This window comes from Acinetobacter sp. CE-15 (assembly GCF_051059255.1).
In the GTDB taxonomy this organism is placed as follows: domain Bacteria; phylum Pseudomonadota; class Gammaproteobacteria; order Pseudomonadales; family Moraxellaceae; genus Acinetobacter; species Acinetobacter guillouiae.
This window is the reverse complement of record NZ_CP192737.1, coordinates 192109-217954: the sequence shown is the minus strand read 5'-3', so window position 1 is coordinate 217954 and position 25846 is coordinate 192109. Positions and strand designations below refer to the sequence as shown.

Sequence of the window (25846 nt, the reverse complement as noted above, 5' to 3'; positions counted from 1 at the left end):
TTTAAATTAGCTGAATGCGACCCTAAAAATTATTGAAAACTATCATAAACATATGAATATTATTATTTTATTCAAAAACTCAAACTCCATCACAGTTTTAAATGGTCAGTTACATGACACAATTTGTCGTTTAAAAACTATTTTTTACAGCTTGAACAAAATTAAATCGCTATCATATACCCCTTTAATTCGCATAATTTCGAGAAAGCTTTTATGAGTCAAAGTCATATCCGTATTCGAGGCGCACGTACCCATAATTTAAAAAATGTGTCACTCGATATTCCACGTGACAAGTTTGTGGTCATCACAGGACTCTCAGGCTCAGGGAAATCATCTCTGGCTTTCGATACCTTATATGCTGAGGGTCAGCGCCGTTATGTCGAATCTTTATCTGCGTATGCACGTCAGTTCCTTTCACAAATGGAAAAGCCTGAAGTTGATTCAATTGAAGGTTTAAGCCCTGCGATTGCGATTGAACAGAAATCTACCAGCCATAACCCCCGTTCAACCGTGGGAACCATTACTGAAATCTACGACTATTTACGTTTACTGTATGCACGTGTTGGCACACCCTACTGCCCAGAGCACGACTTGCCGATGGTTGCACAGACTGTTTCTGAAATGGTCGATGCAGTGAAAGGACTGGAAGAAGGCACAGCGTTGATGCTCCTTGCACCAGTTGTTCGTGAGCGTAAAGGTGAATACAGCAACCTGTTTGAGCAATTACAGAGCCAAGGTTTTGTCCGCGCGCGTGTGGATGGTGAAGTGATTGATATTGATACACCACCAGAACTCGATAAAAAGAAAAAGCACACCATTGAAGTTGTGGTTGACCGTTTTAAAGTCCGTGATGATTTAGGTAACAGAATTGCCGAAAGCTTTGAAACAGCATTACGTTTAGGCAGTGATCTGGCGATTTTATCGTGGATGGGTGGTGAACATCCTGACCGTGTATTTTCAGCAAAACATTCCTGCCCTGAATGCGACCGCGCTGTTGCTGAACTAGAACCACGCCTGTTCTCGTTCAATAACCCATTTGGTGCCTGCCCTGTCTGCGACGGTTTAGGTACCCGTAGTCATTTCAGTGCTGAAAAACTGATTCCAAGCCCAGATGTTTCTATCAGCCAAGGTGCAATCCGTGGCTGGGACAGACAACGTCCATACTATTACAGCATGATTCAGAAAGTTGCAGATCATTTTGGCTTTTCGTTAGACACCCCTTGGAATGAACTCGACGCTGATACGAAAAAGAAATTTCTTTACGGTACAGGCAAAGAAAAAGTTGATCTTAGCTATATCGATGAACGTGGTCGTAAACACAATCGGGTACAACCTTTTGAAGGCATTTTGCCTCATTTGGAGCGTCGTTATCGTGAAACTGAATCTAATTATGTCCGTGATGATCTGGCGCAGTACTTATCCAATGCCGCTTGTGATGCTTGTGGCGGCTCACGTTTAAATGAAATTTCACGTCATGTCCGTGTTAAAGACAAAACCATTGCCCAAATTACCAAAATGTCGATTGGTGATGCTGAAAGCTACTATCAAGATTTAAATCTTGAAGGTGCCAAAGGTGAAATTGCCGATAAAATTTTTAAAGAAATTCGCGAGCGTTTGCACTTCCTTGTATCAGTCGGTTTAAATTATTTAAGCCTATCTCGCTCTGCTGAAACACTTTCAGGTGGTGAAGCACAACGTATCCGCCTAGCCTCACAAATTGGTGCTGGTCTAATGGGGGTGATGTACGTTTTAGATGAGCCATCCATTGGGTTACACCAACGCGATAATGATCGTTTATTGGAAACACTGGTTCGTTTGCGTGATCTGGGCAATACCGTTTTAGTGGTTGAGCATGATGAAGATGCAATCCGTGCAGCCGACCATATTATTGATATTGGTCCGGGTGCTGGTGTGCATGGTGGTCATATCATTGCCGAAGGAACCTATGATGAACTTGCAGCCAATGAGAACTCTCTAACAGGAAAATACCTCTCTGGTAAGTTAAAAATTGCAGTGCCCAAAGAGCGAGTTAAACCGCCTAAGCCTGAAGAACAAATTAAACTGATGGGCGCATCAGGGCATAACTTACAAAATGTTGATTTGACGATTCCTTTAGGTGTAATGACTTGTGTGACAGGTGTTTCAGGTTCAGGTAAATCCACCTTAATTAACCGTACCCTGTTACCACTTGCAGCGACGCAATTAAATGGTGCAACCACCTTAACTGCTGAAAAGTTTGATTCGATTGATGGCTTACAGTTCCTTGATAAAGTGGTAGACATTGACCAAAGTCCGATTGGGCGTACTCCACGTTCCAACCCAGCGACATATACCGGTTTGTTTACCCCGATTCGTGAATTGTTTGCACAAACCCCTGAAGCTAAAGCCCGTGGTTATGCTGCAGGTCGTTTCTCGTTTAACGTCAAAGGCGGGCGCTGTGAGGTGTGTGAGGGGGATGGTATGATCAAAGTTGCCATGCACTTCTTACCCGATATGTACGTGCCTTGTGATAACTGTCATGGTCAGCGTTATAACCGTGAAACCTTAGAAGTTGGTTATAAAGGCAAGAATATTTCTGACGTATTGGAAATGACCGTCGAAGATGCGATGCATTTCTTTGATGCAATCCCAGTGATTCACCGTCGTTTGGAAACCTTAAACCAAGTCGGGTTAGGCTATATCCGCTTAGGTCAGTCTGCAACAACGCTATCTGGTGGTGAAGCGCAACGGGTCAAACTGGCACGTGAGCTGGCAAAACGCGATACAGGTAAAACCCTGTATGTACTGGATGAACCAACCACTGGTTTGCATTTCCATGATATTGCCAAACTGCTCGATATTCTTCATGAACTACGCAATAAGGGCAATACCATTGTGGTGATTGAGCATAATCTCGATGTAATTAAGACGGCGGACTGGGTGATTGATTTAGGCCCTGAAGGTGGCGCAGGGGGTGGTCAGATTATTGCGGAAGGTACCCCAGAACAAGTGGTGAAATCTAAAGTTTCACATACAGCGAAGTTCTTAAAGCCGTTGTTGAAGTAATTCCCTGCATCTTCCCCTCCCTCCTTTAAATAAGGGGGGAGTTTCTCTCTTTATCCCACAGGACTTAGGGGGAGATTAATCATCTAAGCTCGAAATTAAATAGCTCATATAATTTTTATAAAACTCAGATTCGCGCCTTTCTCTTATATATTCCAACAATCATTGGCTTAATTTGAGGATTTGCTGAGCAAATTTTGCATTTCTAATTTAAACAAGGCAAGATCAATGCATAGCACAGGATATTTTCCTTATGAAGCTTCTTTACTTATGCTTTTTAGCCCTAAGTGTCTGTTTACTCAGCAGTTGCAGTATAAACATTGCGGGTGGTAATGGCAGACCCGACAATCCTTATTTTATCACCACCCAGCCCTTACTGATTAAAAAAATACAGCTTCCTATTGGCTCTACTTTGACCTACGAAAAACAGGGCTTTAAAACCGGTAGACAAAGTCAGTTAATGAATGAAAGTAAACTGAAAGGCATCTCATTGCCGAGTGGACAAACCATTATATGGGCCGGTGTGCCAATCAGTGCGATCAACAAATTCACCAACTCAGAAATGCGCGGCTTTAACCTTAACGCAGAATTTAAGCAGCTTGCTCCCAATCAAAACTCTGGCTTCTCCAAACAGTGGCAACGTTGTGGTGATGATCTAGGGATTAGTATTAAAAATACAGAGGATTGGTCATTTAATCTCAATAATATTGTTGATGTGGAAAGCTGTAGTGTGCTTTATCAACGCTACTTTAAAGACAATGCCGAACAGCAACGATTTTTAAATCAATTGTATGCTGAGTTACGTAAAGTCACTTCTAAATAATTCAGCATTTTTATCATTAAATGCTGACGATAAATCAACATTTTCAAACGGGTTAATCATCATCAAGATTCCCAGTCGATCATCCCACGACTTTATTTCGACCTTGTGCTTTGGCCTTAAATAGCGATGCATCTGCCCGATTAAATAAGGCTTCCCAACTTTCAGCCCCTGTTGCCACGCCAATACTGACAGAAACATTAAGCTGTTCGTTAGACATAGAACTGTTAAAATTTAACCGTGAGACATCAGCCAAAATGCTTTCAGAAATTTGCAACGCCCAATCCCATTGAATACGATCAATCAAAATCAAAAATTCATCGCCACCGAAACGTACAATCAAATCAGATTGCGCAATATTTGCTTTTAAACATCGAGCAATTTCAACAATAACCGAATCACCTAAAATATGTCCAAAGCGATCATTCACATATTTAAAATTATCAATATCCACCATGATCAAGGTCAACTCTTGAAACCGCTCCGTTTGTGTCGCAATATTTTTTAAATAAACATCTAAAGCCAATCGATTTGAAACACCGGTTAAACTGTCAGTGTTGGCGCTATTTTGTAATTGAAATTCAAAAGCATCACGTTGCTTAAGCATTTCTTTTAATTTATCAAGCGCATCAGTTAGGGTATGCACCTCTTTGGTTTGTATCGAAGCATCCCCTAAATAATCACGTTCTTGTACTTGAGACAGTTCCAAAATCATATTTCTTGCATATATCAAGGGTTCAAATAACTTTTTACGTGTATATAACATCGTAAAAACTGCGACCGACAATGACAAAAGAGAAATAAATAGCGTGATAAAAAATTGACGTTGCTCCGATTCCATTCGATGACGTGCACTTAAGGCATGAGTTTCTAGTAAATATTTTTGTAAATTTACCACCGTGGTAAACTTATCCACGATTGCATCTGTCAGTTGGTTTGCCGTTAAAAAATAAGGCTGCTGATTTCTACTCTCTTGCACCAAACGATTTACGATGGGTAAGCCTTGGTCAATAAATTGAGTTTTCACCTGACCATATAAATAAAGATACTCTGGCGTTTTTAAAGACTCTATTTGCATGGTATCCATCAAACGCCATAAATATTTAACCTGTTCTTGCGTTTGTAATGAGCGTGCTTTGTTATATTCAGGCAGTGGTTCGGAAAAGCTTAGGGGTGCCATGATGTTAGACGCAACTCGTCCAGATTGATCTCGTAAATCAGCCAATATCAGCACAATTGAAGCATAATCCGTCACATCACTATTATTCTTTTTTGAATGGTTAATTAATTGCTGCAACATGGCTCTACAACTATCCCATGCCCGAAACATTCCCTGAATCACTTGATCCATTTGCACTGAATTACGTTCTTTTAATGGTAAGGCTAAATAAGCATCGACTTGTTTGCGGGCGATGTTCAAATCATGTCTTAACTGAACATCAACTTGATCCGCCAAACTGCTAAACCCCGCCTTGTTTAAGGTCTCGACGGTTAAATTAATCTGCTGATCTACGTCCTTACGATAGTCCTGCAATTCTTTTATTCTGTCTGGAAAATTTGCTGTCGTGCTCGACATTGCTTTATTTGTTGGCGCTCTTTCCCGTGAAATTTTATTGGATGTTTCAGCAAAAACTTGCAAGGCTTGAATATTGACTAAAGCTCGATTTGCTCGACTATACTCTCGATAATTACTGATGATTTGTGGAACAGCAATTAACAAAACAGACAAAATGATGACTGACATGAGGATAAGCAAACGCGTGCTTATTTGTTCTGATCTGAGTTCATGCACCATCACCATGGTCCTGTGGGAAGTTATATCGCAATAAAGCTAAAGAAATTTTGTTTATATTATAGAATATATACACATAAACTACTCCACATAATCAAGTTTAATCTACAGCGTTCAACGCCTTTATATTATCGTTTTTATAGATGAGTAATATTCAAAATTCACATTTTACATATAAATAGAATTTGCATAAAATTGGACTTAGATAGAAATTCTCATGATTTGAAAATTTACCTTTTTTATTGCCCAGTTTCCCCCAATAAACTGGGCATTTTTTTATCTACTGCATTTATCTCAAATAAAAGAATAAGCCTAATTTATCCAAGATACTTAATGTCAGTTGCTTGCGTTCAGCAGGATCATCCCCTGTCTGCATGTGCATGTTTAAAGCAAAAGCGGTGATCTGACCATTCGGCTGTTCCACCCATCCCGTATACCAACCCACTTGTGGCTCCACATCCATTCCCCATCCACTTTTGGCATAAAGCTTGGAATCACCCCGTCTTTCGACATAGAGCATATCTTTAACTTGTTGCTGTACAGCATCATCAAAAGGCAATGTTTTGTTTGCCAATTGAAAAGCAAATTTAGCTTCTTGCTCTGGGGTAATTTTCAATGGGCCGACTAGCCAGAAATTATCTACCTGTTGACCAATTTGTGTATTGCCAAAACCAACACGCTTGACTTCTTTACTCATCAAATCCAAGCCAATACGTCGTGCCAACTCCTGATATACAGGTACGGCTGAAGCCTGCATTGCTTGTGCCAAGGTCATATCTTTTTCCCATGCAGGAAAAGATCTTTTTTCTCCATTCCACTTAAATACTTCTGTATTCGTCGCTTTCGCATGTTGCAAACCAATTAAGGCATTCAACATTTTAAAAGTAGAGGCTGGAATATAGGCAGTCTTGGCTCTATTTAAATCATTCCCATAACGTTTAAATTGAGTTCCATCATAAGTCACAAAGACGGCTTGAGTTTGCGCATAATTAAACAACAACGGGATTTCACTTGTTCTTTGTGATGACGCTGGATCATGCAAATTGGCATTAGAAACACAACCTGAAAATGCCACACTACTCAGAATGATCAATACACTGCTTTTTATTTTAGATTTAAATCGGTAATTACTCATAAACTTTACTTAGCCATCGACTCAATCTGAAATAGTGTAGATGAGCCCATGAATTATTTTTTAAATTGAATGTAAGAAAATATTTACAGGTGCAATATATTGGTGCATAATGCACTTCATTAGGGCAATTTATTAATATTCCTCAGCAGAATTTATTGATTTGCTCCAGATTTTGGCGAAAAATCCCAGTTTTCTTTGAAAATTGGGATTTTTTTTGGCAAGAATCATGCCAACACAATTCATCTTTTGCTTAATTATGCTACATATTGGTGCAATACTTTTATTGTCTGTTTAATGCGATTTGCTTTGAATTTTTAAATAAAAAAAGCCCAACCTTGGGGAAAGCTGGGCATATAAACTCAAAATCTCAAAAAAATTCATTTAAAATGAATGAACTTTATTGACTCATTATTCAAAATATCTTTTACTTTGTAAAACCTATTAAATTGATCGGATATAAATGAATTATCGTTTTTATGAATAATTGAGAATAAAACAACAATATTCACATGAAATGATTGTAGAATCACAAATTAATTCTAAAAATAAGCAGAATTTAATGACATTTTCTTGACATTGATCGTAAAATAACCATCGGTAATATCGATTAAAAAACAAAAACAAACAATAAAATGAATGTATTAATTTAACAATTTGATATATGTTTTATATGAAATAAAACTTTTGTCTGAATTTAGTCTGTTGTTATAATTAAGTTTTTTTACAGGTTGACGTAAAGCTGTTTAAATGTACGTTTTTTAAACAATGTAAATTTCATGTATCTACTTTGTAAACAGTGGCCTTAAACATCATTGACTTAATATCTTGTTACAATACAATGCCGTCTGTTTCACCAATTTCTCCTATTGGAAAAGATTATGAAAAAACTCGGTTTAGCCACTGCTTTATTATTAGCCATGACCGGCGCTCAAGCATACCAATTTGAAATTCAAGGTCAATCAGAGTATATCGATACAACTGAAAATGACAAAGATTTCACTGGTGGTTTGCAAGGGACTTACTACTTCAAAAATGTTGACTCTTCAAAAGGTCCATTGGCTGAAGCAGCGTTCTTAAACCAAGCATCAAATGTTTCTTTAGCATATAACTATGGCGAATTAGACGCTGGTGTAGTTGCACATAACTACGGCGCTAAAGCTGAACTTTATGTTCCAACTCCATATGTACCTGCATACGCAAGTGCTTCTTATAGCCACACAATCCTTGACGGTAAAAATGGCTTGCCAAATGATCAAGGCGATCGTTTTGCATTAGAAGTGGGTGCTCTTCCTACTCAAAACTTCTTAGTCGCTGTTGGTTATACTAACGTTGCTGACCAAGTTGCTTTAGATGCATTCAATGTTATGGGTAACGGCGTTGCTAAAGCGACTGCTGAAGCTGCAACAATTGGTGAAGACCAAGACGCAATCACTGCACGTGCTAAATACGTTGGCGGTATTGACGGTACAAATATGTCTTTAGCGTTTGAATCAGGCATCATCTATGGTGATGCGACTGCATACCAGTTCAAAACTGATTTCTATTTGAACCCACAATTAAGCGTTGGTGCTTCTTACGCAGCGTCTAGCTACGAAGGTACGCCTGATTCAGCTTGGGGTGCAAACGTAAACTACTTCATCACGCCTGCGATTGCAGTTGGTGCAAGCTACGTAAATGCAAACTACGAAAACAATAAAGGCCAAGCAATTTCGTATGTTGGTGATACGCAAACTGTTGGCTTAAACGCTAAATTCCGTTTCTAAGTTGCTTAGAAATTGAATCAAAAAAAGGACTCATACGAGTCCTTTTTTATTGCCTTTGTTTTTTAAATAAACAACTTAGTTTCTCAGTACATTTAAGAAATGTAGATGGCGTTCATATTGATCAATGATGTCTTGAATCAAGTCTTCTTGCGTCCACTCCATTACATCATAGTTTTGACCACCTTCTCTTAAAAATATTTCTGCTTGATAAAAATCATCGGTTTCCTGATGTTCTTCATTCATCATAAAGCTTGGCGCAACCATTTTGCGTGCAATGACTTTATAGATAAAATTGAACTCATCATGATGATCCACACTCAGTTGAACACCGTCTTCGGTTTCTTTAATCACCACATTTAAATCACGGCGTTTAAACTCAAAACGAATACTTTCAAAAGCCTTAATCACATCAATCTGAATATAATGTTGTACTTCAGCTAACGTATGCGGATAGTGCATGATTAAGCCCAAACGTTGCTGCCAACTACGTGGGTTTTGCACAGCTCTCGGCGTGATTCTTGCCACTTGTAAAGCCTGCATCTTAGTGACATCTAAGCGCAATGCTTTGACTAAGCCCCAACACAACAACAGCATAATAAAGGTGAATGGTAAGGCACTCATCATGGTGGCCGATTGTAGTGCGCCTAGCCCACCAACCATTAATAGGATGATCGACAAGACCGCCATTAAAACAGTCCAGAACAAGCGTTGCCATATCGGCGAATTTTCTGTTTTCGCAGTGAGATAATCGGTCACCAATGCACCAGAATCCGCAGAGGTAACAAAGAACAATACCACCAGCAGTGTCGCAATAAGACTAAACACACCTGAAAAAGGCAGATGGGTTAAAAATTCAAACAATGCAACTGATGAATCTTTTTGTACCGCAGAAATTAGCCCAACCTGCCCTTGTTCCATGATACTGAACAAGGCAGCATTGCCAATAAAACCCATCCAGATCAAGGTAAAGCCTGTCGGAATAAGCAGTACCCCAACAATAAACTCTCGAATGGTTCGACCTTTTGAAACACGCGCAATAAACATACCAACAAATGGTGACCAAGAAATCCACCATGCCCAATACATGATGGTCCAACCACCAATCCAGCCATTTGATTGATAAGCATATAAATTAAAGGTCATGCTAAACAAATTCGAAATATATTGTCCAGCGTTTTGAATGGTTGCTTGTAGGATATAAATACTGGAACTGGCGAGGAATACAAAGCCTAACAATACCAAAGCTAAAATCAGATTCAGTTCAGAGAGTCGTTTGATTCCCTTATCTAATCCAAGGAAAACCGACAATGAAGCCAGCGTACTCACCACAATAATCAAAAAGATTTGGGTGCTAATATTACTTTCCCAGCCAAATAAATAATTTAAGCCAGAGTTAATTTGCGTTACCCCAAATCCTAACGTGGTAGCTACACCAAATACGGTACCAATGGTGGCAAAGGTATCGACCGCATCTCCGATTGGACCATGAATTCGTTGGCCAATAATCGGAAATAAACCCGAACGAACTTTGAGTGGCAAGTTATAGCGAAAAGCAAAATAAGCCAGCGTTAAACCCACAACCGCATAGATAGCCCAAGCATGTAAGCCCCAATGGAAAAAGGTAATTCTCATTGCTTCTTGGGCAGATTCAATGGTTTGTGGATCACCGGCAGGTGGATTGACATAATGCATGACAGGTTCTGCAACACTGAAGAACATTAACCCGATCCCCATACCCGCAGTAAATAGCATGGCAAACCATGACCCATTACTATACTCAGGCTGGCTATGATCAGGTCCAAGCTTGATTTTACCCATGTCAGAAAAGGCAATAAAAATCAGCACAATTAAAAATATTGCGACAGATAAAACATAGAACCAACTAAATGAATCGGTGATCCAGCGGTTCATCCTTTGAGTAATCAGCTCAAAGGCATTTGGTGCAAAGACAACAACGGCTAAAAAAAGCGCAATAATTCCAACAGTGCTCAAGAAAACATTTGGATTGACATTGTCAAACCAAGTGATTTTTTTGGAAGGCATATTTCCCCCAGGTTTTTATACTCAATGGACAGACTTTTTAAAGTCAAAAAAAGGCATTCACAGGTGTGAAAAAAGACGAATCCTGTAGAACAGCGATTGGATTCAGGCCACATTATAATTTAAATTAACATTTTCAACAATTTACTAAATGTAACAAGATCATTAGCTCATGATTTTGGTTTATTTTCAATATATTGCAGGGCAATCATCCGTGAGACGATCAGGGCAAAATACATCACGCCACAGAACATTTGCAACATTGAAATCACCCGCGCAGCCGGCGCAACAGGAATCAAATCGGACAATCCTGTGGCCGATTGCAGACTAAAACTAATGAACAATAAATCCAGCCAAGATTGGTAGTCTGCAACATGATTTGGGTTTTGAAAGCTCTGTGGAACCACCAATTGACAGATACTATATAAGAAGGCAAATCCCCATGCGATCAGGGTAAATACCGCACCCGCAGCAAACAGTTCATCTTTGGTTAAATAACGATCTGCAAACATATAGCGGATTAGGCCATATGCTGCACAAAAATAAGCAGCTGCTTCAAATGAATGTGCAAAGATTTGCAAAGTAACAGAATGAAAACCGATCAGCATCAGAAAGGACAGTACAAATGCCCCCGTGACAAAAGTTAAGCCCAACAGTGTAAATGTCGGTGTTTGTCGAATCACTTTGGCAATAATCAGTAATGCAGAGACACCGAGTAACCAAGTTAAAATTTGATAACTTCTGCTGGCATTGGTATAGACAGATAAAACTAAAATAAGCAGTTGGACCAACAATAACCATGCTGACGGTAATTGTTTAAAACCTTTCCAAAATTCGATCATTGAACGCATATTTTCTGATTCTGATTGTTCTTTTAAACATTCAAATTAACATATTCATGGGGTTTCTTAAATCCTTTCAATTTTTCGTGATCATTCAACTGATCAATCAGCATAAAACAAGCTTTATATCGCTCAAAAGCTGAAACTGGGATGATGGAGTTCTGGCTTTGCATCGCCCATAAAAAAACACCTTCGAGAAGGTGTTTTTTAAGCTGATCTCAAATCACTTAGTGATCTGAAGCACCAGAGATACCAATACCTGTTTGTGAACGTACAAACTGTGCATCAAATGCTTTGCGCTCTGCTTCTGCACGTGCAGATTTGTCTGTCACAGAGAACAACCAGCAGCAGATGAATGCTAATGGCATAGCAAAGATTGCAGGACCATTGAATGAGTTGATCGGAGTATCAGAGATTTTTAATGTGTCTACCCAAACTGCTTTAGACAAGATAATTAAAGTCACTGCTGTCACTAGACCGACAACACCACCTACAACAGCACCACGTGTAGTTAAGCCTTTCCAGAACATTGAAAGAACCAATACTGGGAAGTTTGCACACGCCGCGACAGAGAATGCTAAACCTACCATGAAGGCAACGTTTTGCTTCTCGAACAAAATACCTAAAATCATCGCAAAGATCGCAAGACCAAGTGTTGCAATCTTCGACATACGTAATTCAGATTCAGGGGTTGTTTGACCTTTTTTCAGTACGTTTGCGTACAAGTCATGTGAAATTGCTGAAGCACCTGACAGTGTCAAACCTGCAACTACCGCAAGAATCGTTGCGAATGCAACTGCTGAAATAAAGCCCATGAACAGATCGCCACCCACTGCATCTGCAAGGTGTACCGCTGCCATATTGTTACCGCCAACTAATTCTAGTTTGCCAGTCACAGCCATTTTAGCAACATCAATAAATTGTGGGTTGTTTGATACGAAAAGGATCGCACCGAAACCGATAATGAAAGTTAATAAGTAGAAGTAACCAATGAAGCCTGTTGCAACAACCACAGATTTACGTGCTTCTTTAGCATCTTTAACCGTAAAGAAACGCATAAGAATGTGTGGTAAACCTGCTGTACCAAACATGAGTGCTAAACCAAGCGACAAAGCATCGAGTGGGTTTTTCGCCAAACTGCCTGGTCCCATAATTTTGGTTGCATCATCAAGACTGACATCATGTACTTTTGCAAATACATCAATAGACTGTCTGAACATTTCAGAGAAGCTATAACCGACAGAATGCATCACCATGAACGCCATGAATGTTGCACCTGAAAGTAACATCACAGCTTTAATGATCTGTACCCAAGTTGTCGCCAACATGCCACCGAAGATCACGTAAGCCATCATCAGAAGACCAACAATCACAACTGCGATGTTATAGTTCAAACCAAATAACAGTTTGATCAGCTGACCAGCACCCACCATTTGAGCAATCAAATAGAAAGCCACAACGACAAGCGAACTGATTGCTGCAAGTGTACGTACTGGTTTTTCTTCTAAACGGAACGAAACCACGTCAGACAGGTTATATTTACCTAAGTTACGTAGGCGCTCAGCAACCAAGAACAATACGATTGGCCAGCCAACCATGAAACCCAGTGAATAAAGCAAGCCATCAAAGCCTGAGCTAAACACCAATGCAGAAATACCCAAGAACGATGCAGCAGACATATAGTCACCCGCAATCGCTAAACCATTTTGGAAACCAGAGATACCACCACCAGCGGTATAGAAGTCTGCAGTATTGGTGGTTTGTTTTGCAGCCCATTTGGTAATAAATAAGGTTAAACCAACAAAAATCGCAAACATAATGATTGCATGCCAGTTGGTCGCTTGCTGCTGAGCTTCACCTAAATCTGGGCCTGCTTGTGCAACAGTAGAAAGCAGTGCAGTAGATGCAAGAGCTGCTTTAGTCTTTAAAGAGTTCCATTTCATCTTAGTGCAGTCCTTTTTCGTGGGCGATTGCTTCGACTTCTTTCATTGCATCTGCATTCAATTGATCCAATTTATTGTTGGCAATGTATGAGTACACACCACACAATACGAAAGATAAAACAATAATTCCTAGACCTAAAGGAATTCCCCAAGTGGTGATGCCACCACTAAATGAACTCATTAAAAATTCTTTGTTATAGCCAACTAAAAGCATAAATCCAACATAAACGAACAACATAATTGCAGTTAATGTCCAGCTTAATTTACTTTTTTTAGCAACCATTTCCTTGAATTTTGGATTTTGTAGAATCGCCTCTACCTGTCTCTCATCCATAACCATGCTCCTTGATAAGCGACCAGAACGCTGGTTGCTTTTTTTAGTCTTTTTTTACATGGTCAAAATTAACAATATTGTGGGGTTCTCGTAACTTAGACTTTGGTCGTTAAATTTTGAGCAAAATAAACGAGACAGTTCATGTATGCGTTATTATAGGCACAGCTTTTTATACTGTAGTCCTTATGAACAGTTGGTTAATTATAGGGGTTCTGGCCCTTTACATCCTCATTCTATTCGTTTGTGCCTTCTTTGGTGAGAAGCATGCGAGTCGATTAAGCACGCGCGGCAGGATGCTTCTCTTTAGTCTAACATTGGGCGTATATTGCTCCTCTTGGACGTTTTATGGAGCAACAGGTGCTGCAGTACGTGAGGGGATTATTTTCCTGCCGATTTATTTAGGACCTTTATTATTTGTCTGGCTGGGTTATGACATTTGGCGCCGTTTAGGTCGCGTTCGACAACATCATGCGATTTCTTCGATTGCCGACTTTGTCGCAGCACGTTATGGTAAAAGTGGAACATTAGCGTCCTTAGTGACCATCTTGGCTGTAATCGCCATTATTCCTTACTTAGCACTACAATTACGCGCCATTGCGCTTAGCGCTTCCGTCATGCTCGATCACAATACCCAAGTGGTCTCCACCACCACCAATGGTGTGCTTGGTCTTACCGCTGTATTGGCGATCTTGGCCATGATGTTTGGCACAAGACAAATTGCCAATACCGAACAACATGGCGGTTTAATGCTTGCCGTTGCTTTTGAATCATTTGTAAAACTATTTGCCCTGCTCTGCGTGGCATTTTTCTTTATTTTTGATCATCCACAAAATATCGTACAAATCTCACAGGATGTGCAAAAAACTTTTCATGAAGTACAACTGTTTGGTGTGCCAGACACTTTCTGGGTTCAAACATTACTCGCTTCATTGGCAATTATCTGTTTACCACGTCAGTTCCATGTGGCCGTGGTTGAATTACGCGATGAAAAACATATACGTGGTGCAAGACGGTGGTTTGCGGCATATTTGATTCTGACCATTATTGCCATTATTCCAATTGCCAGTTGGGCACTGCATGCAGCACCTAAGTATCTGACCATTCCTGATGTTGCAGTACTCTCTTTACCGATTAGTTATAACCAAGACTGGTTATCTTTACTGGCATTTTTAGGCGGTTTTTCAGCATCAACAGGTATGCTACTAGTCTCTTCTGTGGCACTGTCCATCATGCTCAGTAATGACTTGATTATGCCTTCTCTATGGAAGTTTGGCATTCTTTCTCGTCATGACAAACGCTTACCACAGGTACTTAAATTTACCCGTCGTGTGTGTATTTTAGCGGTAATGTTACTCGGATTTTTATTCTTCCACTTCTTTAATGATATTGACCAATTATCTACCTTTGGGTTATTGGCTTTTAGTGCGGTTGCACAATTTTCGCCGGCTTTAATTGGCGGTTTATACTGGCGTGGCGGAAGTCGCCAAGGGGTTTATGCAGGCTTGGTCGTAGGCTTTATCCTTTGGTCATATACTTTATTATTGCCAACGATTTTACGTAGTTTACCTGTTGAATATAGCCAGTTTGCACATCAATTTTTGATGTTTGGACCTTTAAATATTGAATGGTTAAGACCAGAAGCCTTATTTGGTTTTGAATCTTTTGCCCCACTTACTCATGGTGTAATCTGGGCACTTGGCTTAAATATTACCTTATATATTTGGGTCTCTCGCATTTATCGTCCTAGTATTGCTGAACAAATACAGGCAGAAAGCTTTTTCTATTATGAAACCAAGCCCTTACCTGCACAAAACACCTCTACCGATATTAATTATTTACACCATGATGTCGCTAAACTTAAAGTCGGTGATCTGATTGCACTAGCCAAACGGATTACTGGTGAAGGCCCAGCGACCCATGCCTTTCAGCAATTTTGTACCATGAATAATGTGGTGCTCAATGAGAATAGCAGTGCCAATGGGATGTGGTGGCGGTTCACTGAACAATACCTCGCAGGTACAATCGGGGCAGCCTCCGCACGGACATTACTCACCACGGCTATGGTCAATAATGGCTTGGCGTTGGGTCAAGTGGCAAATATTCTCGACCAAGCGTCACAATGGCAACGCTTTAATCAAAATCTTATCATGACCATGATTGACCACATGACCCAAGGCGTGAGTGTGGTTGATGAAAACATGTGTTTGGTCGCGTGGAACAATCAATATTTAAAGCTGTTTGATTATCCAAAAGATTTAGTCTATGTCGGCTGCCCAATTGCCGATTTGATTCGTTATAACGCAGAGCGTGGCGAATGTGGTCCAGGCTCGGTAGAAGAACATGTACGTAAGCGAATTCATTGGATGAAAGTTGGTAGCGCACATGAGTTTGAACGGATTCGTAAAGATGGCCGTGTGATTCAAATGCGTGGTAATCCCATTGAAGGTGGTGGTTTTGTTACGACCTTTGCAGACATTACTGCATTCCGTGAAAATGAAGCGGTACTTGAAGCACGCGTGTCTGATCGTACCCAACAGCTTGCAAATGCCTTATCTGAACAACAACTGGCACGTGAGCAAGCCGACAAAGCCAATATGTCAAAAAGCCGCTTTATTGCAGCAGCCAGTCACGATTTACTTCAACCGATGCATGCAGCACGCTTATTCAGTACTGCTTTAGAACAAAGCGTACAATCGGATGAAGATCGTAAAACCTTACAACAACTTGATCGTGCCTTACATGGTGCCGAAAGCATGTTGTCTGCCCTTTTGGATATTGCACGACTGGAAGGTGGTTCAATTCAACCGAAACGCCAAGCTTATCCACTGCATGATTTATTAAGTGATTTAGAACTGCAATTTAAATCAATCGCCGCACAACGTAATATCCAATTGCGTGTCCATGATGCTCAATTCTGGATTGATACCGACCCACAATGGATCCGTCGTATCATCCAAAACTTTGTCAGCAATGCCTTGCGTTATACTGCTCGCGGACGTGTGATTGTTGGTGTGTTACGTGCTTCCAATCGCCCAAATCATATTCGTATCGGTGTCTGGGATACCGGTCCAGGGATTGCAGAAGAACAACGCATTAAGCTGTTTCAAGAGTTTGAGCGTTGTGGACATACCTCGCCATGGGGCGAACAAGGCCTAGGGCTTGGTCTGGCAATCGTCCAACGTATGACCAGTTTGCTTGATTATCCTGTGCATGTTTATTCTGAACTAGGTAAAGGCTCGTGTTTTATGATTGATGTGCCAATGGTAGCAGCGCCTAAAGTGGTTTCATCACCTGTACAAGCGGTACCATTAAAAGCCAAAGCTTATAAAATCTTATGTTTGGACAATGATGATACGATTTTGGAGGGTATGGCAACGCTACTGACCAAATGGGGTTATCAAGTCTTTAAAGCCACTGAACCTGAACAAGCTTTGGAAATTATTCAAAAAGAAAATATTCAAGTCTGGTTGGTTGATCAGCATTTAAATCACGGCAAAATTGGCTTAGATTTTATTGTCGAAAACCGTCAGGAAAATGTTCCTTCAGCACTGATTACTGCAGATTCTGATCCTGAATTACCAGAGCGTGTTAAAGACCTCAACGTGGTGTTGTTGAAGAAACCATTGAAGCCTGCTTCTCTACGTGCATGGTTATCTGGCTTGAAGATTTCTAAATAATCTTCCACTACGTTCAACCCTTTTCAGTTTATTGATCACGTTCTTCTTTAATGTTTTGAAACATTTACAACCTCTAGACCATTGCGTTCTAGAGGTTTTGTAACGCAATTTTTTAAGTGGAATAGCAATTTTTTTTAAGCTTTGTGCAAAAGCATTCAAAAAAAAGCAAAACTCGAACCCATTTATTGACTAAAAACTTCAAAGCCCTCTTTTCTATGGCAAATAACATCAAAATAGTAATTATACACTTGTATAGTTAGTTACAATTTTCTATTTTTATGATTTTAAAAAATAAAAAACTACTTTTCACCCTGTCTACAACTTTAGTCGTATTCCTATTGCATCTCAGATAAATCAAAAATTACTTCAAGACAAAACTACGCTCATGTTTAGGAAAACAAAAACAGCGTTTGAATTCAATTTTAAATAGGATTTTTAACCATGAATATTTCAGAAACTGTTCCACATGGGCTACACCAAGCTCAACAATTTCATCGTCAATATGGTGCAAATGCAATCCTGCCTGAAATTGATTGGCAAGATCTTTTTAAACATAGCAAACTCCACGACACACAAATACAAGCACTCAATACGATTTATCAAGCAGCTGTGCCTTTAGCACTTCAAGTGTTTGAGGAATTAAAATTTGATGTATTTACCCCTGTTGCTTATCATCCTCAAGGCTTAGGTCTGTTTGATAAATTAGCGCAACAAGAAGAAAAACTGGTTCAACGTCTCGAAGATGAATGCGAATGCTTAAATGATGAAGTTCGTCATCAAGTGTGGAGCATGTTACTGCGTGGCGGTGCGGTACTGGTCTTTAAAGCATGGTTAGGTAAAGTAAAAACCGGCGAAAATATCTTAGATATGACCCAATTCGATGAATTATCAGATTTGCTTTTTATCAAAACCTCTCCAACAACATTAGCAGCTCGTTTAAAAATCGATGCACATGCAGATTACGACCATGTTTTCCTGATGTATGGCAATGATGTGTTTCTAGACCGTTTTAATAGCTTAGAAGCGGCTGCTTTATTTGTAGATTTAGGTGTTTATGACGCAGCATTCTTAAGTCTACGTGATGACCGAGTTGCAGATTACCTAAAATCTAAAGGCTATGTCACCCATGAACAAATTGAAGATTTAAAATGTGCGTTAAATCCATTGGGCTGCCCTGATCAAGTTTCGAAACAAGACTGTTTAGCTTAATCCTCATGCTTGAATGATGTATAAAGAAAGCCAGTCAATTGACTGGCTTTCTGCCATTTAGCTTAAAGATTACTTCGCACTTTAAAATAATAATATCTGCTCAGCTAATTTAAGGTATGTACTGGTGCTTTACCCTCAATAAAAAGTCAGGTATTTCACTTAATATTGATCAGTTTAAGTTTTAATCCTCCCCAGCCCTCCTTTTAAAAAGGAGGGCGTTTTCCCTTGCTAAGATTAATTTAGCTTCGGGTCGTGGAGGCTAAGCATTTTATCGCGTATTAATACAATGCTTTAGGCAATTTAATCTGAATAATTTCATTATCATCCGCACGCTTTGCATTTCGTCCTGATGAACCTGGAAAGTTATTGTCATTTAAAACAGTTAAGGTATTTTTATTTTCAATAATCACATCTTCAATGGTTTCAAATGGAAAAGCAAAAGTTGTTGCTGTACCAATATCTCCATCTCGCGCTGTCCCATATAAATTATTCGGGTTGGCGATATTCATAAGATCAACTAAGTCAGAACGTTTTACCGCTTTACCAGAATCCCCTAATTCAATTTGAATCAGCTTCTTATAACCATCTAACTTGTTTTGACTCGCATCACGCTCAATGATAATGCCAGACTTATCATCAAACATTTGGAAGTCACCAATATTGGTCGCCTTGGCATTCAAGGTAAAATAATAATATCGACCAGTATACGCTTTCTTCTTCACATCAAATTGTGAGATAAGCAACTGTTGTGTGGTCTCGCCTTTTAACGGTTTTTCTAACAAAGGATATAAATATTGACCATCCTTAGACAATGCCATTCCTTCAAAGCCACCGCTTTGCTGAACCAAAGGCTCTACATAATTTATGTTGGCTTTATTGAATTGATTTTGCGGAGAACGCAATTCCACACCAGCTTTTAATGGATGAGGTAATGCAATCGGCGCATCAAGTAGTATTCCATCTTTATCAAAATGCAGTAAATATGGTCCAAACTCATCACCAATCCAATAGGTACCATCCGCAGTACGTTGAATCGATTCAGGATCAAAATCTGCCCCAGTGAGTAAACGATCAGTACTGTTTTGATTGATGATTGAAAATGGTATTAATTTATTGGGATCACGAAGCTGAATAAAGCTCATCACTTGAACTTTTGCAGATCCTGCCGATTTCGTCCGAAAATCAGGTTTTACTTGATAAACACGGAGTAAAAAGTCAGATGAATTGTCTTGTGTACCAAAGCCATTGTCGGCCATGACCATATAAGTGCCATCACCGTTCTTTACAGCACCCGAAAAGCCTTGAACTGGCTGACCTTTAAAAGGTGGGAATATGCCATTGGCGCCCTTTACAAAGGCACCTGAGTTTGGACCAGCTGCATAAGTTTCGACATCAAGTTTGGCAAATGAAACCAAGGTCGGTACAGTAACAGATGGTTCAAATGAGAAATCATTGTCATCATCATTACATGCAGTTAAAGCCAATACGCCTAACGCTAAAACAGAGTAAGCAATTTTTTTCATAAAGGTCTTTTTTATTGATTTAAATGAGCTTTATTAGAAACCAATAGCATGACATTTTGAGGTCATTTCAATGACAATATTGCGTCAGTTTAATAATACGTAGATATGCTTCACGCATCATATACTTCACCTTATAAGCGCACACCAGCTGAATTAACACATTGAATTTAAATAATATTAACAACAGAGTAATCTATTCCATCTGCTTTGATTCATATTAGGTTGAGCTAGACTTGAACATCGAAACCCAAATCTACATCACAGGCAGCTTGACCACCACGGATTCCCCAATTTTCAGCGGGAATTTCTCTTAATAAAATTTTGATATGATCTTTGGGAATCCCTAATACAGATAGATTCTCTACAATACTGCGATACAAATTTCGCTTGGTATCCAGTGTACGCCCAGCAAAACAATCAATACGAATCAGGGTAAATTTTTCAGGATAAAGCTTATTCGGTGGACATTGAAAGCGATGTGGTTCATGTACCAATAAACGAATATCACGATCATATTCAGGAATTTTAAAAGCGCTCACCAATGCATGATGAACAGCATCGATTAAGCCCACTTCTTGTGCTACAGAATATTGATAACGAACTTCAATTGTAGTTGCTGGCATTATTGTTCTCGATTTATATTATTTTAAATCGAAAGAATAGCATAATTTATAGCCAATCATAGCAATTAAGCTGATATCAATTCAGCTGCTTCCACATCTTTTCAATAATTTAATAATCCATTGATTTAAATTAATTTTTTACTTAGGTAACAGCCTTAATAACCCCGCATTTTTCCCATCTTCCAAAACCCAAATCGAACCATTATGGGCGGGATGGATATCTCGAATGCGTTGCTGCATGTTTAAACGCTGTACCTCACGGACAGGCTTCGATTCAGTATCAACCACAATAATCGCTTCTGAAGATAACCCACCAATCAAGGCTTTATGATTCCATTTCGGGAATAATTCATCTTGATAAAAGACCAAACTGGAGGGTGATATTACTGGTGTCCAACTGATTTCTGGTGCCTTAAATTCAGGACGCGTCGCATGATCGGGAATGGATTTTCCTGAATAATGATCACCATTGGAAACAATCGGATAACCATAATTTTCGCCCTTCTTAATCAGATTTAACTCATCTCCTCCTTTAGGCCCCATTTCAACCACCCACAATTGATCCTTCGCATCAAAAGCCATACCTAATGGATTACGATGACCCAACGACCATACTTGTTTTGCAATCTCACCTTGTTGAGTAAATGGATGATCTGCAACAACAGTACCATCATCATTCAGTCTTAAAACTTTGCCTAAGTTTGAATTCATATCTTGAGCAGGATCAAATTTCTGGCGTTCACCAGAACTAATCCAGAGCTTACCATCCTTTGCAAAAATCATTCGATGTGCATAATGCCCTTGTCCTGAAACCTTAGGAACTTGCTCCCAGATTCTTTTGATATTGATTATTCGGGGATTTTTCTCTTGAAGATTTAATTCACCACGAATCACAACCGCACCATATCCCCCTTTTCCTGTTTCGGCATAACTTAAATAAATTTGATGATTGTTTGCAAAATCAGGATGTAGAACAATATCGCCTAAGCCCCCTTGCCCACCATAAGCCACTTCGGGAACTCCTAAAATTTCTATACTTTTTAATGCGGAAGGATCAAACAGTTTTAACTTCCCTTTCCTTTCGCTAATCAGTAAACGACCATCAGCCAACTCAGCCATTGCCCAAGGTTCATCAAATGTCGCTACTTTTTGGATCTGATAGCTCTGGTTAATCAAAGAATTAGCCGTAGTGGTTTGATTATTTTGAGCATTACATGCACTCAACAAGCTACAGCTGAGCAATAGGGGTAAATAGATTAAGCACTGTCGAAAAGCCTTCATTTTAGATTCCCTCAATATTGTTATGACTTATCGATTTATTTTAAACAAAAGTATCCATCTCACCATGTCATATTGGTAACTGAGCGAATTGGGTCTTAATTTTTAATTGGATCATCTTGTAAGCTTTAACCTACAACAATCGCAGTGATTAGCGAATATACTGACTTAGGCATTGCGCTTATCATAGCAAACATAAAGAGACAGGAAGTCTCATTGAGAATAAGAAAACACACAGGACGTGAGATTCGACAGGAGTCAAATCTAACACACCAATACGAAGAAAACCCCATCAGGATGATGGGGTTTTCTTTTTACACCTACAAAAAACTATTTATTTTCAACTGTTTACGCACTTTAATTCTTATGCATATTTCTATTAGCTTAATATAACGAGATCTGTTTCATTTCGCTAATAAACACCGCGCATAAAAAAACACCCCGCTCTCGTTAGAGATCGGGGTGTTTTAGATTTAAAAGCTGGCGATGACTTACTCTCACATGGGTAACCCCACACTACCATCAGCGCTAAGAGGTTTCACTTCTGAGTTCGGGAAGGGATCAGGTGGTTCACTCTTGCTATTGTCGCCAGCAAACTGTTATGGACTTGTTCGGGTCTTATTTAAATGCCTTACTTCGTACCAAATGAGTTTAACAGAACATTTGAGTTGAATAGTTTAACTAGCTTTACAACTAAATCAAGTATGTTTGATCTTTTATGAATCAAATGATGCTTCGTATACAACTGCTTGGGTGTTGTATAGTCAAGCCTCACGAGCAATTAGTATTGGTCAGCTTCATGCGTCACCGCACTTCCACATCCAACCTATCAACGTCGTAGTCTTCAACGGCTCTTTAGAGGACATAAAGTCCTAGGGAAATCTTATCTTGAGGTAGGCTTCCCGCTTAGATGCTTTCAGCGGTTATCCCTTCCGAACATAGCTACCCGGCGATGCGACTGGCGTCACAACCGGTACACCAGAGGTTCGTCCACTCTGGTCCTCTCGTACTAGGAGCAGATCCTCTCAAATTTCCAACGCCCACGGTAGATAGGGACCGAACTGTCTCACGACGTTCTAAACCCAGCTCGCGTACCTCTTTAAATGGCGAACAGCCATACCCTTGGGACCTGCTTCAGCCCCAGGATGAGATGAGCCGACATCGAGGTGCCAAACACCGCCGTCGATATGAACTCTTGGGCGGTATCAGCCTGTTATCCCCAGAGTACCTTTTATCCGTTGAGCGATGGCCCTTCCATACAGAACCACCGGATCACTAAGACCTACTTTCGTACCTGCTCGACTTGTGGGTCTCGCAGTTAAGCGCGCTTTTGCCTTTATACTCTACGCGTGATTTCCGACCACGCTGAGCGCACCTTCGTACTCCTCCGTTACTCTTTAGGAGGAGACCGCCCCAGTCAAACTACCCACCAGACATGGTCCTCGTCCCGGATAACGGGACAGAGTTAGAACCTCAATATTACCAGGGTGGTATTTCAAGGATGGCTCCATAGCAACTGGCGTCACTACTTCAAAGCCTCCCACCTATCCTACACAAGTAAGATCAAAGTTCAATGTCAAGCTGCAGTAAAGGTTCACGGGGTCTTTCCGTCTAGCCGCGGGTACACCGCATCTTCACGGCGATTTCGATTTCACTGAGCCTCTGCTGGAGACAGCGCCCCCATCATTATGCCATTCGTGCAGGTCGGAACTTACCCGACAAGGAATTTCGCTACCTTAGGACCGTTATAGTTACGGCCGCCGTTTACTGGGGCTTCGATCAAGAGCTTCGCTTACGCTAACCCCATCAATTAACCTTCCAGCACCGGGCAGGCATCACACCCTATACGTCCACTTTCGTGTTTGCAGAGTGCTATGTTTTTAATAAACAGTTGCAGGGGCCTGGTTTCTGTGGCTGCCAATAGCTCAAGGAGCAAGTCCTATCACCGTCAGCAGCGTACCTTCTCCCGAAGTTACGGTACCATTTTGCCTAGTTCCTTCAGCAGAGTTCTCTCAAGCGCTTTGGTCTACTCGACCTGACCACCTGTGTCGGTTTAGGGTACGATTCCTGTGTAACTGAAGCTTAGAGACTTTTCCTGGAAGCATAGTATCAGCCACTTCGCTAGTAAACTAGCTTGCTATCAGCTCTCAGCATAGAGCACCCCGGATTTGCCTAAGATGCATGCCTACTGCCTTTCACCTGGACAACCAACGCCAGGCTGACTTAACTTTCTCCGTCCTCTCATCGCATTACACAGAAGTATTGGAATATTAACCAATTTCCCATCGACTACGCCTCTCGGCCTCGCCTTAGGGGTCGACTCACCCAGCCCCGATTAACGTTGGACTGGAACCCTTGGTCTTTCAGCGAACGGGTTTTTCACCCGTTTTGTCGTTACTCACGTCAGCATTCGCACTTCTGATACCTCCAGCATACTTCTCAATACACCTTCATCGGCTTACAGAACGCTCCCCTACCACGTATACATAGTATACATCCGCAGCTTCGGCATATAGTTTTAGCCCCGTTACATCTTCCGCGCAGGCCGACTCGACTAGTGAGCTATTACGCTTTCTTTAAAGGGTGGCTGCTTCTAAGCCAACCTCCTAGCTGTCTATGCCTTCCCACATCGTTTCCCACTTAACTATAATTTGGGGGCCTTAGCTGGCGGTCTGGATTGTTTTCCTCTTGACTACGGACGTTAGCACCCGCAGTCTGTCTCCCGGATAGTACTCATAGGTATTCGGAGTTTGCATCGGTTTGGTAAGTCGGGATGACCCCCTAGCCGAAACAGTGCTCTACCCCCTATGGTATTCGTCCGAGGCGCTACCTAAATAGCTTTCGGGGAGAACCAGCTATCACCGAGTTTGATTAGCCTTTCACCCCTATCCACAAGTCATCCCCTGGCTTTTCAACGACAGTGGGTTCGGTCCTCCAGTTAGTGTTACCCAACCTTCAACCTGCTCATGGATAGATCACCCGGTTTCGGGTCTATACCCAGCAACTAAACGCCCTATTAAGACTCGATTTCTCTACGGCTCCCCTATGCGGTTAACCTTGCTACTGAATATAAGTCGCTGACCCATTATACAAAAGGTACGCAGTCACCGAACAAGTCGGCTCCCACTGCTTGTATGCATGCGGTTTCAGGATCTATTTCACTCCCCTCACAGGGGTTCTTTTCGCCTTTCCCTCACGGTACTGGTTCACTATCGGTCAGTCAGGAGTATTTAGCCTTGGAGGATGGTCCCCCCATATTCAGACAAGGTTTCACGTGCCTCGCCCTACTCGTCATCATTATATGTGCCCTTTCGTGTACGGGACTATCACCCTCTACGGTAGCACTTCCCAGAGCTTTCCGCTAAAACACATATAACTTAATGGGCTGATCCCCGTTCGCTCGCCGCTACTGAGGGAATCTCAATTGATTTCTTTTCCTAAGGGTACTGAGATGTTTCACTTCCCCTCGTTCGCCTCGCATGACTATGTATTCATCATGCGATACCTACCTTATGGTAAGTGGGTTTCCCCATTCAGAAATCTCCGGATCACAGGATATTTGCCGCCTCCCCGAAGCTTATCGCAGGCTATTACGTCTTTCATCGCCTCTGACTGCCAAGGCATCCACCACATGCACTTAATTACTTGACTATACAACCCCAAACAGTCGTTAATCCCTACAAGGAGGATCAACAATGTGAACTTAATCACTTCTATTTGTTGCCTGTGAATTTAATCACCATACAGCTTCAATTTAATTCATATACCAAAACGCTTGATTCAGTTTTATCGCTAGTGCTCATTTCATTCAACATTAACAATTAC

At 40.7% G+C, this 25846-nt stretch carries 14 protein-coding genes and 2 rRNA genes; 5 read left to right on the top strand and 11 right to left on the bottom strand.

Translation table 11 applies throughout. The features are described from left to right. Positions 1 to 213 precede the first annotated feature (213 nt). Together uvrA and ACQ7EO_RS00970 are read left to right on the top strand one after the other, a co-directional pair. On the top strand, positions 214 to 3045 hold the full coding sequence (uvrA, locus tag ACQ7EO_RS00975) for an excinuclease ABC subunit UvrA (protein ID WP_004816511.1): 2832 nt from the start codon (positions 214 to 216) through the stop codon (positions 3043 to 3045). A gap of 250 nt (positions 3046 to 3295) precedes the next feature. Beyond that, positions 3296 to 3865 carry a hypothetical protein gene (locus tag ACQ7EO_RS00970; RefSeq protein ID WP_419263629.1) on the top strand — a complete coding sequence of 190 codons (570 nt, stop codon included), beginning with the start codon at positions 3296 to 3298 and terminating at the stop codon, positions 3863 to 3865. A gap of 79 nt (positions 3866 to 3944) precedes the next feature. On the opposite strand, the gene ACQ7EO_RS00965 is transcribed toward ACQ7EO_RS00970, so the two are convergent. Beyond that, complete coding sequence (locus ACQ7EO_RS00965; RefSeq protein WP_004816502.1) at positions 3945 to 5657, bottom strand: GGDEF domain-containing protein; 1713 nt, start codon at positions 5655 to 5657, stop codon at positions 3945 to 3947. A gap of 286 nt (positions 5658 to 5943) precedes the next feature. Next, positions 5944 to 6789, bottom strand: a complete 846-nt coding sequence (locus tag ACQ7EO_RS00960) for an OXA-274 family carbapenem-hydrolyzing class D beta-lactamase OXA-275 (protein WP_004816501.1) — start codon at positions 6787 to 6789, stop codon at positions 5944 to 5946. An 878-nt stretch (positions 6790 to 7667) separates the two neighbouring features. Here ACQ7EO_RS00960 and omp33-36 point away from each other — a divergent pair. Further along, complete coding sequence (omp33-36, locus tag ACQ7EO_RS00955; protein ID WP_034612715.1) at positions 7668 to 8552, top strand: porin Omp33-36; 885 nt, start codon at positions 7668 to 7670, stop codon at positions 8550 to 8552. A 75-nt stretch (positions 8553 to 8627) separates the two neighbouring features. On the opposite strand, the gene ACQ7EO_RS00950 is transcribed toward omp33-36, so the two are convergent. The 4 genes from ACQ7EO_RS00950 to ACQ7EO_RS00935 all read right to left on the bottom strand — a co-directional run bounded on the left by ACQ7EO_RS00950 (position 8628) and on the right by ACQ7EO_RS00935 (position 13711). After that, positions 8628 to 10595 carry a BCCT family transporter gene (locus ACQ7EO_RS00950; protein ID WP_434278708.1) on the bottom strand — a complete coding sequence of 656 codons (1968 nt, stop codon included), beginning with the start codon at positions 10593 to 10595 and terminating at the stop codon, positions 8628 to 8630. Between the two features lie 167 nt (positions 10596 to 10762). Continuing rightward, entirely contained in the window at positions 10763 to 11443 is a 681-nt protein-coding gene (locus ACQ7EO_RS00945; protein ID WP_004725230.1) for an ion channel, read from the bottom strand. A 218-nt stretch (positions 11444 to 11661) separates the two neighbouring features. Next, on the bottom strand, positions 11662 to 13377 hold the full coding sequence (locus ACQ7EO_RS00940) for a cation acetate symporter (protein ID WP_004816490.1): 1716 nt from the start codon (positions 13375 to 13377) through the stop codon (positions 11662 to 11664). Position 13378: 1 nt separating this feature from the next. Beyond that, a complete protein-coding gene (locus tag ACQ7EO_RS00935; RefSeq protein ID WP_004725226.1) occupies positions 13379 to 13711 on the bottom strand; it encodes a DUF485 domain-containing protein in 333 nt (110 codons plus the stop codon). A gap of 185 nt (positions 13712 to 13896) precedes the next feature. Between ACQ7EO_RS00935 and ACQ7EO_RS00930 the strand changes: the two genes are divergently transcribed. Then, positions 13897 to 17388, top strand: coding sequence for a PAS domain-containing hybrid sensor histidine kinase/response regulator (locus tag ACQ7EO_RS00930; protein WP_105713782.1), 3492 nt, complete (start codon positions 13897 to 13899; stop codon positions 17386 to 17388). A 441-nt stretch (positions 17389 to 17829) separates the two neighbouring features. Continuing rightward, positions 17830 to 18597 carry a hypothetical protein gene (locus tag ACQ7EO_RS00925; protein WP_034612732.1) on the top strand — a complete coding sequence of 256 codons (768 nt, stop codon included), beginning with the start codon at positions 17830 to 17832 and terminating at the stop codon, positions 18595 to 18597. A 278-nt stretch (positions 18598 to 18875) separates the two neighbouring features. Here ACQ7EO_RS00925 and ACQ7EO_RS00920 read toward each other — a convergent pair whose 3' ends face one another. The 5 genes from ACQ7EO_RS00920 to ACQ7EO_RS00900 form a co-directional block, all read right to left on the bottom strand. Then, positions 18876 to 20120 carry an esterase-like activity of phytase family protein gene (locus ACQ7EO_RS00920; protein ID WP_151803310.1) on the bottom strand — a complete coding sequence of 415 codons (1245 nt, stop codon included), beginning with the start codon at positions 20118 to 20120 and terminating at the stop codon, positions 18876 to 18878. A gap of 227 nt (positions 20121 to 20347) precedes the next feature. Beyond that, positions 20348 to 20743, bottom strand: coding sequence for a tautomerase family protein (locus ACQ7EO_RS00915; RefSeq protein ID WP_434278707.1), 396 nt, complete (start codon positions 20741 to 20743; stop codon positions 20348 to 20350). Between the two features lie 138 nt (positions 20744 to 20881). Continuing rightward, positions 20882 to 22024, bottom strand: coding sequence for a PQQ-dependent sugar dehydrogenase (locus tag ACQ7EO_RS00910; RefSeq protein WP_151803309.1), 1143 nt, complete (start codon positions 22022 to 22024; stop codon positions 20882 to 20884). Between the two features lie 475 nt (positions 22025 to 22499). Further along, a 5S ribosomal RNA gene (gene rrf, locus ACQ7EO_RS00905) occupies positions 22500 to 22614 on the bottom strand. A gap of 167 nt (positions 22615 to 22781) precedes the next feature. Further along, positions 22782 to 25672: ribosomal RNA gene (locus tag ACQ7EO_RS00900) — 23S ribosomal RNA — on the bottom strand. Positions 25673 to 25846 lie beyond the last annotated feature (174 nt).